General features: G+C 46.4%; 13 protein-coding genes. 8 read left to right on the top strand and 5 right to left on the bottom strand.

Annotation, left to right across the window (positions count from 1 at the left end; translation table 11 throughout):
- Positions 1 to 13: 13 nt before the first annotated feature.
- The 6 genes from BMW79_RS17425 to BMW79_RS17400 are packed head-to-tail and all read left to right on the top strand — an operon-like array spanning position 14 to position 6,804.
- Positions 14 to 1,444 carry a hypothetical protein gene (locus BMW79_RS17425; protein ID WP_089896953.1) on the top strand — a complete coding sequence of 477 codons (1,431 nt, stop codon included), beginning with the start codon at positions 14 to 16 and terminating at the stop codon, positions 1,442 to 1,444.
- The gene (locus BMW79_RS17420) at positions 1,428 to 2,297 is read left to right on the top strand and encodes an FkbM family methyltransferase (RefSeq protein WP_177192226.1); all 870 of its coding nucleotides are present in this window, start codon (positions 1,428 to 1,430) and stop codon (positions 2,295 to 2,297) included. The genes BMW79_RS17425 and BMW79_RS17420 overlap by 17 nt, the downstream gene beginning before the upstream one ends.
- A gap of 15 nt (positions 2,298 to 2,312) precedes the next feature.
- The gene (locus BMW79_RS17415; RefSeq protein ID WP_089896951.1) at positions 2,313 to 3,416 is read left to right on the top strand and encodes a glycosyltransferase family 4 protein; all 1,104 of its coding nucleotides are present in this window, start codon (positions 2,313 to 2,315) and stop codon (positions 3,414 to 3,416) included.
- Positions 3,413 to 4,150 (top strand): FkbM family methyltransferase, encoded by a 738-nt coding sequence (locus tag BMW79_RS17410; protein ID WP_089896950.1) that lies wholly within the window; start codon positions 3,413 to 3,415, stop codon positions 4,148 to 4,150. Before BMW79_RS17415 ends, BMW79_RS17410 begins: the two co-directional genes overlap by 4 nt.
- Positions 4,147 to 5,376, top strand: coding sequence for a glycosyltransferase family 4 protein (locus BMW79_RS17405; protein WP_089896949.1), 1,230 nt, complete (start codon positions 4,147 to 4,149; stop codon positions 5,374 to 5,376). The genes BMW79_RS17410 and BMW79_RS17405 overlap by 4 nt, the downstream gene beginning before the upstream one ends.
- Before the next feature lie 24 nt (positions 5,377 to 5,400).
- Positions 5,401 to 6,804, top strand: coding sequence for an undecaprenyl-phosphate glucose phosphotransferase (locus BMW79_RS17400; RefSeq protein WP_089896948.1), 1,404 nt, complete (start codon positions 5,401 to 5,403; stop codon positions 6,802 to 6,804).
- Here BMW79_RS17400 and BMW79_RS17395 read toward each other — a convergent pair.
- Positions 6,801 to 7,514, bottom strand: coding sequence for an FkbM family methyltransferase (locus BMW79_RS17395; RefSeq protein WP_245752770.1), 714 nt, complete (start codon positions 7,512 to 7,514; stop codon positions 6,801 to 6,803). The genes BMW79_RS17400 and BMW79_RS17395 overlap by 4 nt on opposite strands.
- Before the next feature lie 332 nt (positions 7,515 to 7,846).
- On the opposite strand from BMW79_RS17395, the gene BMW79_RS17390 reads away from it, so the two are divergent.
- Together BMW79_RS17390 and BMW79_RS17385 are read left to right on the top strand one after the other, a co-directional pair.
- The gene (locus BMW79_RS17390; RefSeq protein WP_089896946.1) at positions 7,847 to 8,707 is read left to right on the top strand and encodes a helix-turn-helix domain-containing protein; all 861 of its coding nucleotides are present in this window, start codon (positions 7,847 to 7,849) and stop codon (positions 8,705 to 8,707) included.
- Between the two features lie 95 nt (positions 8,708 to 8,802).
- The gene (locus BMW79_RS17385; RefSeq protein WP_089896945.1) at positions 8,803 to 9,582 is read left to right on the top strand and encodes an alpha/beta hydrolase; all 780 of its coding nucleotides are present in this window, start codon (positions 8,803 to 8,805) and stop codon (positions 9,580 to 9,582) included.
- Positions 9,583 to 9,633: 51 nt separating this feature from the next.
- Here BMW79_RS17385 and BMW79_RS17380 read toward each other — a convergent pair whose 3' ends face one another.
- From BMW79_RS17380 to BMW79_RS17365, 4 genes are all read right to left on the bottom strand, one after another.
- Positions 9,634 to 10,197, bottom strand: coding sequence for a cysteine hydrolase family protein (locus BMW79_RS17380; protein WP_089896944.1), 564 nt, complete (start codon positions 10,195 to 10,197; stop codon positions 9,634 to 9,636).
- Positions 10,198 to 10,216: 19 nt separating this feature from the next.
- Positions 10,217 to 11,476, bottom strand: coding sequence for an MFS transporter (locus BMW79_RS17375; protein WP_089896943.1), 1,260 nt, complete (start codon positions 11,474 to 11,476; stop codon positions 10,217 to 10,219).
- Positions 11,477 to 11,558: 82 nt separating this feature from the next.
- A complete protein-coding gene (locus tag BMW79_RS17370; RefSeq protein WP_089896942.1) occupies positions 11,559 to 12,167 on the bottom strand; it encodes a TetR/AcrR family transcriptional regulator in 609 nt (202 codons plus the stop codon).
- Between the two features lie 139 nt (positions 12,168 to 12,306).
- Positions 12,307 to 13,050 (bottom strand): SDR family oxidoreductase, encoded by a 744-nt coding sequence (locus tag BMW79_RS17365; protein ID WP_089896941.1) that lies wholly within the window; start codon positions 13,048 to 13,050, stop codon positions 12,307 to 12,309.
- Positions 13,051 to 13,135 lie beyond the last annotated feature (85 nt).

Genomic DNA, 13,135 nt, shown 5'->3' with positions numbered 1-13,135 from the left:
ATAAAAAAAGAATATGGACGAAATAGGATACAGTAGTTTTCAAAGCAGTAATATATTCGTGGAATGCTTCCGGGAAGGCATGCCACTGATCGTTACTATTATATTACTGTGCCTGTACTACCAGAAAAGAATATCCGTTATTGACACCCTGCTCTATGCTTTTGCTACAGAGGCATACACCATGATCATGATCGGCCCTACCTTTACCGCCACCTTTTTTATCGGCATTTTCTTCCTGGTAGAACAAACCCATCAACTGATCACCGGCCGGCAACAGATCAGGAGAGAGTACCTGTTGCTATTACTCCTGCCTTTCCTGTCGCAGGTAACCGTATTCCTGATCACACAACTGTATAAAGATCCCTTCGCCTACCCTGGCGGAAAGCTATACGCATTTTATACCAAACCACTTTATTTCTATATCAAGACTTACCTGCCATTTTTTGCCATCGGCGCCAAAATTGTGCAGGACAGGGAACAGCTGTCATTTGCTGCATTCACCGAAACGGTTAAAAAAATTGCACGTATATCCTGTGTGATTGCAGTGATCCAGATGGCCGCTCAATTTACCTTCCGAAGCCGGGAACTGAGCGAGTTCCTCGGATTGCAGGGGCGATATATGGTAGAGGAAATCAATGGCCCCATGGGTATCCGTGTACAGGCCTGGTTTTCTGAACCTAAAATATTCAGCGCATTTCTATCACTGGCTATTCCCCTGTTTGTAAAAGACCGGCAGTACAAAATGGCTTTCGTTTTACTCGTGATGGGACTGCTCACTTCCTCACAAACCTTCTGGGTAAATATGATGGCAGCAGGTGTATTGTTCTTTATTTTCCCCTGGCCTAAATCGGTACGATGGAAAACATTGAGCAGCTTCGGTTTCATTGTGGGTATATTCCTCATGGTGGCTGCATCGAAAGAATACTTTCTGAAACACTACATGGAAAACCGGAACGATCCTTTATATAAAACGCTTTTTGAAAGATCGGCCTACCGGTATGATAATGAAGTATGGAAAAAAGATAACATCATCATGGGAATTCCGCTGCAAAGGGATATGGAGTTACCGGTCGTGGATTTCCTGAGAGATGAACCCTACCTGCTGGTATCAGGGTACGGAGCAGGCAACAGTATTTTTATTCCGCCTTCTTACTTTTTCGGACAAATGAATTACCAGAACCACCTGGCCGGCATCGGCGGACAGAATCTTAATATGCGGTGGTTCTTTATTCTCGCCGAATTTGGTGGCGTGTCCCTGTTATTCTTTTTCCTGGTACTGACAAAAACAAACCCGGAAACCACGCCATTCCAGCGCAACTACCTGGCATTTGTCGTCATCTGTTTCTTTTTCAGCCAGATAGACCTGCTTTTTGTGATAGTGGCTTTACTCTGTGCATATGATCATGGACCCCTAAATGAAAGTGTATATGAACAAAGTGCGTAACCTGCTGAACGGTGTAAAATTCCGGATGCGCTTACTGTATCATTACCTGTTTAATCGTACAGTAAGAGCCAGGACATCCTGGCGGGAAATGAGATACCACCTGTTTTCACCCGGTATGTACGCGGTGGCCAGCCAGAAGGCCACCATCATCAGCAAGGATAAAAAGTATGCCTATTACCGTATCAAAGGCTACAATGATACTTTTGTTTATCCCGCCAATGCGCCACTGTACAGTTTTGCCATGATTATGGCGGAAGCACGGCCTGAACACTGGCATTATTATGAAATACCGGAAACGGCCATTGCACCCGGAGATGTAGTGGTAGACTGTGGAAGTGCGGAAGGATTTTTTGCATTCAGACATCAGTATACTGCCGGCCGTATTTATGTGCTTGAACCACTGCCGCTGTTTATCGATTCCCTGCAAACACTTTTCAAAGAGAAAAAACAGATTGTTATCCTGCCGGTAGCCGCAGGCGATGCCTGCGAAAAGGCATACATCAACATGACGTCTGACAACACTGTGCTCAATGGTACCATACAGGCACAAAGCAGTAACGGGCAATCACTGGAAGTAGAGGTGGTTACGCTCGACAGCCTCTTCGCAGACAAAGGCATCAGGATAGATTATATCAAAGCAGACATAGAAGGATTTGAAGAAAATATGATCAGGGGCGCATTGGAAACCATCAGGACAAGCAAACCCAAAATAGCTATTACCACCTATCACGAAGGACAGGATTACGAAAAACTGATCTCGCTGATCAAAGGGGTGGTACCGGAATACAAACACCGCGTGAAGGGCATTCACTATATATCCGGTAACCCGGTGATGCTTCATATGTGGATTTAAAAAGAGAAAGCAACCATGCAGATATTCCTGGATAATATTGTGTTCTCCATACAGCAAACAGGCGGCGTATCTGTTTACTGGTACGAGTTATTGACTGGTATGTGCCACAGCGGCTTATCCATTAAATTCCTCAATGCCCGCCCTGCATCCGGTAATATCCTGGAACAGAAAATCAACTATAACCCACAGCACTGTATCCGCGAAAGCTGGATTCCGGATAAATACCTGCGTTATCTTCCCATGCGGTATACGCTGCCCAGGGCCGCAGTGTTTCACGGAGGTTACCTGCGTGTTTCCCCGCAGAAGGATATCCTCAATATTATGACAGTACACGATTTTGCGCATGAGCGGAAACTGGCCACCAGGTTTCCCCGTGGACTGGCCAATACTTACCAGAAAGCATATGGCATCAGGCGGGCAGATGGCATCATCTGTATTTCAGATAATACCAGGAAAGAGTTACTGCATTTCTATCCGGCCATCGACCCGGCAAAGATAAAAGTCATCCATCATGGTATTGCCCGCGACTTCTATCCCCTTCAATATCAGCAACCGGTAAGTTGCTCGCTGGACATGAATTTACAGGAGAAATTCATCCTGTATGTAGGCGCCCGCAGCCATTATAAAAATTTCTCCCTGGCCGTTGAAACAATGGCGTTACTCCCACCGGAATACCGGCTGGTGGTAGTGGGTGGTGAATGCTGGAGTTCCAAAGAATTGCTGGTACTGGCACAAACAATACCTGGACGCTACCGTATTTTTCCGACGGTAAGCCAGGCTGATCTGAATATATTATACAATCATGCTTTCTGTTTACTCTACCCTTCCGCTTACGAAGGATTTGGATTTCCACCGGGAGAGGCCATGAAAGCGGGATGCCCGGTAGTTACCACCAACCTCACCTCCATTCCGGAAGTGGTAGGCGATGCCGGTTTAATGACAGCAGCTATAGCGCCCCAACTGTTTGCCGAAAAAATCTGCAGCCTGGAAAATACGGTATACAGGGCACAGCAGGTAGCGCGGGGACTGGCACAGGTACAACAATTCACCTGGGAAAAAAGCGTACAGGAAACAATAAGTTTCTATAAAGATTGCTGGAATTATAAATTTTCGAGATGAGCATTATTTTCAAAATTGCGGATTCGATAAAAGTGTTTATGAACTCCGGGCGGGGCGTTACCTCGTTGCTGGGGAAAGGCGCCTCTGTAGCCTCTACACAGGTATTGCATAACTGCCGGCACTATATCCCGGTACTCAATGCGATCATTGATGTAGGCGCCAACCAGGGACAGTTTGCCATCGCCGCAGGTTACTTCTATCCATCAGCGGATATCTACTCTTTCGAACCACTCCCGGATGTTTACCCCCTGTTGCAGCGCAACACAAGGAAATTGCCACGTATCAACACTTACAATATGGCATTGGGCAACAGTAACGGAACGCTTGAATTCCATAGCAATGCCTATTCCCATGCCAGTTCTGCATTGCCCGTATCGGCACTGCAAAAGGATATGGTGCCGAAAACTGCTGCCTCCAGCAGCATTCAGGTAGCCGTAAAACGTCTGGACGATCTGCAATCCAGCATTACTTTTAATACCCCGTCGCTCTTAAAAATGGATGTACAGGGTTTTGAAAAAGAAGTACTGAAAGGTGCTGCCGCGAGTCTTCCCCAAATTGATTATCTCCTGTTTGAAACCTCGTTTGTCCAGATGTACGATGGGGAACCCTTGTTTGATGAAATGCACCATTTCGTGAAAGAGCTGGGCTTTGAATTTATTGCGCCTGTTGGATTTCTGCAATCCGAAAAATTACAGATCCTTCAGATGGACCTCTTATATAAAAGAAAGAAATGATGAAGATAGTTGTCAATGATCACTCAGGCCACGCCTTTCCGCTGCAACTCAGCAAGCAGTTTGCCCAAAGCGGGTATGAGGTGCTGCATGCCTTCTCAACGTCCTTCCAATCGCCCAAGGGTAATTTCGACGATTTACATGCGACCGGGGGCAAACTCACCGTTGTCCCCATCTCCGTAAAAGGCAGATTTCAAAAATACAGCCTGCTGAAAAGACGCAAACAGGAAATTGAATACGCGCAACAACTGATCCGGAAACTGGATATATTCAGACCTACCGTGGTATTAAGCGGCACAACCCCTTTATTTGTGCAACAATATGTACAGCGATATTGCATTCAGCAGGGAATCAAATTTGTATTCTGGTGCCAGGACATCTATACGGTGGCGATCCGGCAAATTGCGCGTCAGCGGCTGGGTTTCCTGGGTTTTCCACTCTGGAACTATTTCAACAGGCTGGAAAAAGAGCTGTTGCAGAAGAGTGCACATATCATCAGTATCACTCCTGCTTTCAATGATCTTTTCCGGAATTGGAAGATCAGTCCGGACAACGTCACTTACATTCCCAACTGGGCGCCTATACAGGAAATAACGCTTACGGAGAAAAACAATTCCTGGGCGCGACGGCACCGGCTGGCAGATAAAATCTGTATCCTCTATTCCGGCACGCTGGGACTGAAACACAACCCGGCTATGCTATCTGCCGCAGCCGCTTATTTCAGCAAACACCCGGACCTGGTATTTGTGGTAATTTCTGAGGGACTGGGGGCCACTTTCCTCGAAAAAGAGAAAGCAAGGTTACAACTGGATAATCTCCTGCTGCTCCCCTTCCAGGATTTCAAGGATATGAGCGATGTATTAGGTACGGCAGATATTTTACTGGGCATCCTGGAAAATGATGCAGGTACTTACTCGGTTCCTTCCAAGGTGCTCACCTATCTATGCGCCCGCAAACCTGTTGTATTGTCCATACCGCTCAACAACCTGAGTGCCGCTATTGTGCAGGACAACAAGGCCGGCTATTGTGTATCACCTGAAGATCAGCAAGGATTCTATGATCATATCGAAAAGTTGGTAAATGACGCGAAACTGAGACAGGAACTGGGGAATAACGGACGTGCATATGCGGAAACAAATTTTGACATCCAGGAAATCGAAAACAGGTTTTTAGACGTATTTAATACTATCCTACACAAGCCCGTGGCGGAAAGCGCTGCGGCATATTAACCCTCATCTCAAAATTCCCATGCTATGTTACCGGATACTCAGGCAAATTTTTTTCTTCGGTTACTGATTGATTACGTCGTACTGGTCCTGGCTTTCCTGGCCACGCTGCAATATATTGCCCGTCCGGAACACCTGGTGCTCTCCGGCTTCAACCTGCTGCTGATGGGTATAGGTCTTATTGTATGGACGGGCATCGGTCTATCTGTTCATTTATACGACGAATTCAGGACCCGGTCTTTTTCGTATGAGTTTGTAGCCATCCTGAAAACCGTACTTATTTATTTTTGCTTTTTTACCTTCCTGTTTTTCTATTGTTTCAAACACTATCCATATCCCAGAACTTTCACCCTGCTGTATGCCTTCCTGTCGTTTACGGGTATTACGGTGATGAAGTTTATTGTAAAGCAAACGCTGCTGCGGTTGCGGTCAAATGGACATAATATCAAAAACATCGTGATCATAGGCACCGGACCAACCGGCATGACATTTTACGATACGATCCTGTCGAACGATCATTTCGGTTACCGCTGTATCGGTTTTCTTGATGAGGAATCCAACCCACATATCAATGGGAAATACCTGGGCCGGGTGTCGGAGCTGACCCGGGTTCTGGAAGATCATGAGGTCGACGATGTGATTGTAGCCTTACACGAGCCGATGAGTCACCAGGTAGAAGAGATCATCATGGCCAGCGAGCGGGAAGCAACGCGGGTAAGGATTATAGCAGATTGTCATCGTTTCTGTACTTCTACGGCCAGCATGAATTTCTTTGGCAAGCTGCCGGTGCTGACCATCCGTACCTCTCCGCTGGATGATCCGGCCAGGCAACGGTTTAAGCGCATCTTTGAACTCTGCTTTACGGGAATTCTTTTCATTACCGTGTTCAGCTGGCTTTTTCCCATTATAGCAATAGCGATCAAACTCAGTTCAAAAGGCCCTGTATTCTTCAAACAAGAACGCTGGGGCTTAAAAAATAAAAGGATCACGTGCTATAAATTCCGCTCCATGGCTGTAAACAGCGATACCGTAGATGCCAGTGGCCGTTACCGGCAGGCCAGTCGCGACGATAACCGGATTAACCGCGTTGGACGTTTTCTCCGCAAAACGAATCTCGATGAGCTACCGCAGTTTATCAACGTGCTGCTGGGAGATATGTCGCTGGTAGGTCCACGGCCCCACCCGATCCCACTGCACCAGGAGTCGAAAAATACGATCCAGAATTATATGCTGCGACACCTGGTAAAACCGGGTATTACCGGCTGGGCGCAGGTAAATGGTTTCAGAGGAGAAACAAGGCTTTCCGGATTGATGCAGAAGCGTGTAGACTATGACCTCTGGTACATAGAAAACTACAGCTTCTGGCTCGATTGCCAGATTATCTTTCAAACCCTGATGAATATGATAAAGGGAGATAGAAATGCCTACTAACGGGCATTTCTGCGTAGTGCAACAATATTCTGGAAGGAAAATATCTCGTAGTTAACAGACTTATATGCACCCAGGGCTTTCAGGCCATCAGGCAGTAACCGGTAAAAATCATAACCGGGGAGTATATCTACTATATCCTTAAAAAAGGTCCGGGAAATAATATTCATCTCGTTAAACTCTATCTGTATTACCTCTGCTATTCCTTTGGAGATGGCGTTCTTCGCGCCTTTGAGCACGCTCAGCTCGTGACCTTCGGTATCAATTTTCAGCAAGGCAATTTTTGAAATACCATTTTCCGATATAAACTCATCAATAGTGGTCAGCGAAATAGACAGTTCCTGCGCTTCACCTTTATGCAACTGCTCTATCACATCCTTATACATGCTGGCGTGCTCGGTGCCACCTTCTCCCCGATAGTCGTAGATAGCTGCCACCGCACTGGTTTCACCGGCTCCCTGCGGGATCGGCGTAAAGTTATACCGGCTACCGGCTTCCTGTAGTTTACGGAAGGCTGCAGGATGTGGCTCAAAAGCAAAGATAGGTAAGCTCACCTGGTGTTTACGGAGCATCATAGAATAAGAGCCTGCATTGGCACCGATATCCATGATTACGCCGGCATTCAGCCGCTTACCTGCAATGAGAAATTTTATAAAGGCTTTCTCTCCAGATACGATGTCATTCTCATGGTTCCTGATACCCAGGCCGAACATACTCAATTTGTATAAAAAAAGATTTACCGGATAAAACATCCTGCGTGCAAATAATCTTACGTATATTCTTTTAGCGGACTTCCCAATCGTGTTCATGGATCTAGTTATATGACGTTATCTGTTGGTTAGCAAAGGGTACTGTTAAACATACGACGATTTTCACGGCTAAGTTTTATTCAGTTTATCCATTTTGAATTTATTTATTGCAGAAAGCGAAAGTCCTGATGAGTAGATAATTCTTCTCCTACCCGGACCTGTCTTTGGACTTCCATACTTCTTTTGTATTTTGGTTATGCGTTCAGGCAAGGTTATCATCATTCATTCCATTCTCCATGAAACTTACACTTAAAGAGGAAGCAACCGGGGGCGAGTTATTTCTTTTTAAAGAAGAAGCGGGCTTCGACCGGCTGGCTTTCTCCAAAGACCGGTTCAACAAATATTTCACGATAGCATGGAATCCGGCAGAAAGCCAGACCGTAACTATCGACGGAACGGAATATGAATTCCCTGCCAATTCGCTGCTGACGCTCCTTTTCAGCCAGTCTTTCAGCTTTGAAAATGCTGCCACGATCGTTGCCTGGCAGTTTAACCGGGAATTTTACTGCATCATTGATCACGATAGTGAAGTAAGTTGTGTAGGCTTTCTGTTCAGCAGTACAGACCATATGTTTGTAACGCTGAGTGAAGAAGCACAGCAAAAATTACAACTGCTCTCGGATGTTTTCATTGCCGAATTCCATACCTCCGATCATATCCAGAATGAAATGTTGCTGGTGTTATTAAAACGGCTCATCATCTATACCACCCGATTGGCCAGATCCGGATATCTCCCGGTAAAAAAAATGAATGACGAGCGGTTTCACACCATCCGGAAATTCAACCTGCTGGTAGAAGCGAATTTTAAAACCGAACATTCCGTCAGCTTTTATGCGCAGCAACTCTGTAAGTCGCCCAAAACACTATCCAACCTTTTTGCTCTTTTCAATCAGAAAACACCGTCACAGATCATCCAGGACAGAATTACCGTAGAAGCAAAGCGGTTGTTGAGCTACACCGACCGATCTGTGAAGCACATTACCTTTGAACTCGGATTTGAAGATGTATCCTATTTCTCTAACTTCTTCAAGAAAAATACCGGGATATCTCCTTCAGATTTCAGGAATGCTGCTACAATCGTAAAAGAAGGGAAATAATTACAACTAACCGGGAAATACACGCATTGCCCGCAGCAGGCGGATATCGCACCTTTGTATCGTTGATTCAAACAAAAACTTCAACAACCACAAAGATGACAACGTCGACATTAAAAAGCGGTATCATAGCCCTCACAGTGGCTCTTTCTTCTGTAACCGGTGTAGTTACTGAAACCAGTGCGCAGGCAATCAGGAATATAGTATTGGTACACGGCGCCTTTGCAGACGGCTCCGGTTACAAAGGCGTGTATGAAGCCCTGACCAAACAAGGTTATCATGTTACCATCGTACAAAACCCGTTGACCTCCCTGGAAGATGATGTGGCAGCCACCAGGCTGGTGCTGGATGCACAGGACGGTCCTGCGATCCTGGCCGGCCATTCCTGGGGCGGCGCCGTGATCACCGAAGCAGGTACGCATCCGAAAGTAGCCGGACTGGTTTACATCGCAGCTTTCCAGCCGGATAATGGTGAATCAGCCCTGAAATGGTTCCAGACAGCTCCCCCTGCAGCGGAAAATGGCGTGCTGCCTCCCAATGAAAAAGGAATTGTTTACTATGATAAGGAAAAGTTCCATGCAGGTTTCTGTGGAGACCTGAGCAAAGAGGAAGCAGCATTCATGTATGCCTCACAGGGCGCTTTTTATGGTAAATGCTTTGTAACTCCCATTACGGAAGCTGCCTGGAGAACCAAACCATCCTTTGGTATTGTGGCGACTGACGATAAAAGCATTAATCCCGATATTCAACGTAGCATGTACAAACGGTCGAACACCAAAGTGACCGAGATCAAAGGGAGTCATGCCGTTTATATTTCCCAACCACAGAAAGTAGCGGCGGTGATCATACAGGCCGCCAAAGAGGTAGCGGGTAAATAATATGTACTTCTGAAAAAAGACGGGGCTGTTTCGCAACAGCCCCGTCTTTTTTTATTTCGTCCAGGTATCGAGGTCAATCACCGTTGCCTGGGCAGGAAATACTTTAGTCGTTAACACCTTGTGTACCTCTTCATCCCTGTCGATGCAACAGTCGGCGATAACGGTCAACTCATAATCCTTGTCAGCAGCTTCCCGGACGGTAGACAATACCACTCCTGAAGTAGCAATACCGGTAAGCACCAGGTGCTGGATACCATTAGCACGGAGCACCACTTCCAGGTCGCTGCCGGTGAAGGCGCTGACACGGCGTTTGGTCACCACTACTTCGCCGTTTTCCGGTTTCACATCTGCATGAATCTGTTCCCACTGCTGAGAAAACTCAGGCGTCCACATATCCTTGTTACCAAGCACAGAGAAGCTTTTGTTGCGACTACTGATTTCAGGTGCTCCTGCACGGAAAGATACTACTACATAAATAACAGGAATGCTGTTTGCCCTCGCGTGAGCAATAGCTTTCGAGACATTTTGTACAAATACGGCCGGATCGGCGGCGTATTGTAAAATGGAATTTTGTAAATCCATTACCAGCAAAGCTGTTTTGTTTGAAGGTTGCATTTCTTTAGAATATTTATGTTTAATTATTAACTAATTCAGCGGCCACGGGCTGTGGCACATCTTCCTTTTTTGCCGCTTTGAACAACCGGTAAAACAGGATGCCAATCGCGATCGACAGCAATCCCTGTATAAACAGTGTCCATTGGCTGCCAATATGTTCAGACGCATACCCCGTCAGCAAACTACCCAGGGGTACCATGCCGAAAATGGCCGTCAGTAAGATACTGATGGCTCTTCCCCGCATGTGCGGGGCTGCTTCGGATTGCACGATAATATTGCAACTGGTAAACTGCATCACGGAACCAAAGCCGGTAAATAAAACAAACAACAACGCCAGGTAAAAATTGGCGGCAAAAGCAAAACAGATCAGTCCGAAGCCCAGTACCACGGTGCTCAGGATCAGGTAAAAACGGAGATTGGCATTACGTTTCAGGGAGGCCAGCAACACCGTTCCCGATACCGCACCCAATCCGATAAAACCGGATATATATCCAAACGTAGACGCACTACCCTTGAAGGTCACTTTCGCCACTTGTGGGATTAACGTGTCGTAAGGCAGTACCAGCAAGCCAATCAGGCTAACCATCAAAATCACCAGTCCGATTTCAGGTGCGCTCTTTAAATAAAGGATGCCTTCTTTAAACTCGGCCAGAATTTTCTTCTCTCCTGCCCGCCGCTCAAAAGGCCTCAGGTTCATCCGGGAAAAGCAGATAATGACAACGATAAAACCTACTGCATTGAGTGCAAAGCAAATACCTGCATTCCAGTGCTCCAGTACAAAACCGGCAGCAGCAGGCGCCAGTACTTTGCTGACACTCGACATAGCGGCACTCAGGGACAATGCGCTTGATACATCCCCCGGATCACTGACTACCTCATTGATCATCGTTTGCCTGGCGGGCACGTCAAAGGCGTTGATAATACCCAGCAACACGCTCAGACTTAAAATTTCCCACACCACGATATGATTACAGAGCAGCAGGATGGCCAGCAGGGAGGTTTGCACCACAGCTCCGATCTGCGTCCAGCGGATAATTTTCATACGGTCGTAACGGTCGGCCGCGACGCCACCTACGAATGAAAATAAAAAGGAAGGAAACTGCTCTGCAAATACCGTAACGCCCAGCATAAACGGCGAATGTGTGAGGGAATAAATCATCCAGACCACGGCTGTGCGCTGCATCCAGATGCCAAACTGGGAAATGGAACGCCCGGCGAAGTAATATTTGAAATTGTTACTTTGAAACGCCCTGAAAGTATTTACGCTGCTGATACTCATCTTACATTGATCTGTGATAATAAAACGGCATTCGAACTATTTGACAAAAAACATCGAAACGTCAAATTATGGATAAAAAAAATTACAACCCCAGTTCCCGTGCAGCGGATCTCGCCAACATGACCACCCCGTTCTGCCAGAGGTTTTTATATCCTTCTATAGCAGATTCCCTGCGGATGCCGCGAATGCTGCTCAATAATACAAATAGTAATGTTTCCAGTGCATCGGTGTCCGGCTCCGGTATTTCCCGGGAAGCTACGGCGTGTTCAATCTCTTTCTTCAGCAAAGCTGTTTCTGCCTGCATCATATGCTGATGCACATTCCACATGATCGCGGAATATTTGGATAATTCGTCTTTATCCAATCCTGATTCTATGGCAGCAATGAAGTTACGGGTTTTCTTAAAGCCTTTGATCTTGGCAAAACAAAAGGCATGGATCTTGGCTTCCAGTCCTTTCTCTTTGTTGATCACGCCTTCCATTTCGTTTTTCACTTCTTCCACCAGTGAAAACATCACCGCCTCAAACAATTCATCGCGGTTTTTAAAATAATAATAGAGGGCGCTGCGGGTTTTACCTACTGCTTTCGCCACATCGTCCATCGTCACCTTCTTGATGCCGTGGCGCTCATACAGCTGCTGTGCAGTTTGCAAAATCTGACTTCTCAGTAACTCCTCTTGTGAAAGACTCATGCTTCTTGATAATTACGGCCGTAAAAGTAGTAATATTTTGACAAATTTACAAATTTTGTCAAAATGAAGAAAATAGTACAGGGAGATTTTCTCCTTTGAAAATCGCCCTGTATACAGCCGGATAACGGTTTTTCCGCAATTACATAGGTTGCGCGGTTGGACGGATGAGGATCTCGCTGACATCCACCTCTTCCGGCTGAGAAATAACGTAAGCAATTGCATTGGCGATATTCTCCGCCGGAATGGACAGCTTTCTGAGTTCATCTATCGCTACCTTTACTTCTACGGCTGAAATAGTATGCGATAATTCGCTTTCGACCAGTCCGGGCGAAACCACCGTGGTACGGATATTATACGGCTTTACCTCCTGGCGGAAGCCTTCACTGAGCATCAGTACAGCCGCTTTGGTGGCGGAATACACGGCAGATGTAGGGGCTACCATATGTCCGGCCAAAGAGGAGACATTGATCACCTGGCCTGAACGTTGTTGTTTAAAATAAGGCAACACCGCAGCGATTCCATATAATACGCCCTTTACATTCACATCAATCATCTGGTTCCACTCCTCAAATTTCAGGTCTTCTATCAGGGATAAGGGCATTACACCTGCGTTGTTGACCATCACGTCTACTTTACCAAAAGCCGCTACGGTGTCTGCCACCAGCGCCAGTACGTCTTCACGCACACTCACGTCTGTACGGCGCGCCAGGGCTTTACCTCCCCTGCTGTTAATCTCTTCTACCAAAGGTGTTAGTCTTTCTATACGCCGTGCACCTAAACTGACAATAGCGCCCTGCGCGCTTAATATTTTAGCCGTAGCCAGGCCGATGCCGCTACTGGCGCCTGTAATAACAATTACTTTTCCGGAGATGTTTATACTCATGGTTATCCTTGTTTTGTTACCCAAATCTCGGAAGGAAAATTCCGGGAACGTTCGCTGCAAGGCTCGAATTTTAATGCTCATTGGC

This window comes from Chitinophaga arvensicola (genome assembly GCF_900110835.1).
Lineage (GTDB): Bacteria > Bacteroidota > Bacteroidia > Chitinophagales > Chitinophagaceae > Chitinophaga > Chitinophaga arvensicola.
Note: the sequence above shows the minus strand (reverse complement) of the source record. Positions and strands in the feature narration are given on the sequence as shown.

Bases quoted from the DNA above. Each gene is read 5' to 3' on its own strand.
- BMW79_RS17415 (WP_089896951.1), top strand. From the start codon at position 2,313: ATGCAGATATTCCTGGATAATATTGTGTTCTCCATACAGCAAACAGGC.
- BMW79_RS17425 (WP_089896953.1), top strand. From the start codon at position 14: ATGGACGAAATAGGATACAGTAGTTTTCAAAGCAGTAATATATTCGTG.
- BMW79_RS17395 (WP_245752770.1), bottom strand. From the start codon at position 7,514: ATGTTCGGCCTGGGTATCAGGAACCATGAGAATGACATCGTATCTGGA.
- BMW79_RS17420 (WP_177192226.1), top strand. From the start codon at position 1,428: ATGAACAAAGTGCGTAACCTGCTGAACGGTGTAAAATTCCGGATGCGC.
- BMW79_RS17375 (WP_089896943.1), bottom strand. From the start codon at position 11,476: ATGAGTATCAGCAGCGTAAATACTTTCAGGGCGTTTCAAAGTAACAAT.
- BMW79_RS17405 (WP_089896949.1), top strand. From the start codon at position 4,147: ATGATGAAGATAGTTGTCAATGATCACTCAGGCCACGCCTTTCCGCTG.
- BMW79_RS17385 (WP_089896945.1), top strand. From the start codon at position 8,803: ATGACAACGTCGACATTAAAAAGCGGTATCATAGCCCTCACAGTGGCT.
- BMW79_RS17380 (WP_089896944.1), bottom strand. From the start codon at position 10,197: ATGCAACCTTCAAACAAAACAGCTTTGCTGGTAATGGATTTACAAAAT.
- BMW79_RS17400 (WP_089896948.1), top strand. From the start codon at position 5,401: ATGTTACCGGATACTCAGGCAAATTTTTTTCTTCGGTTACTGATTGAT.
- BMW79_RS17370 (WP_089896942.1), bottom strand. From the start codon at position 12,167: ATGAGTCTTTCACAAGAGGAGTTACTGAGAAGTCAGATTTTGCAAACT.
- BMW79_RS17410 (WP_089896950.1), top strand. From the start codon at position 3,413: ATGAGCATTATTTTCAAAATTGCGGATTCGATAAAAGTGTTTATGAAC.
- BMW79_RS17365 (WP_089896941.1), bottom strand. From the start codon at position 13,050: ATGAGTATAAACATCTCCGGAAAAGTAATTGTTATTACAGGCGCCAGT.
- BMW79_RS17390 (WP_089896946.1), top strand. From the start codon at position 7,847: ATGAAACTTACACTTAAAGAGGAAGCAACCGGGGGCGAGTTATTTCTT.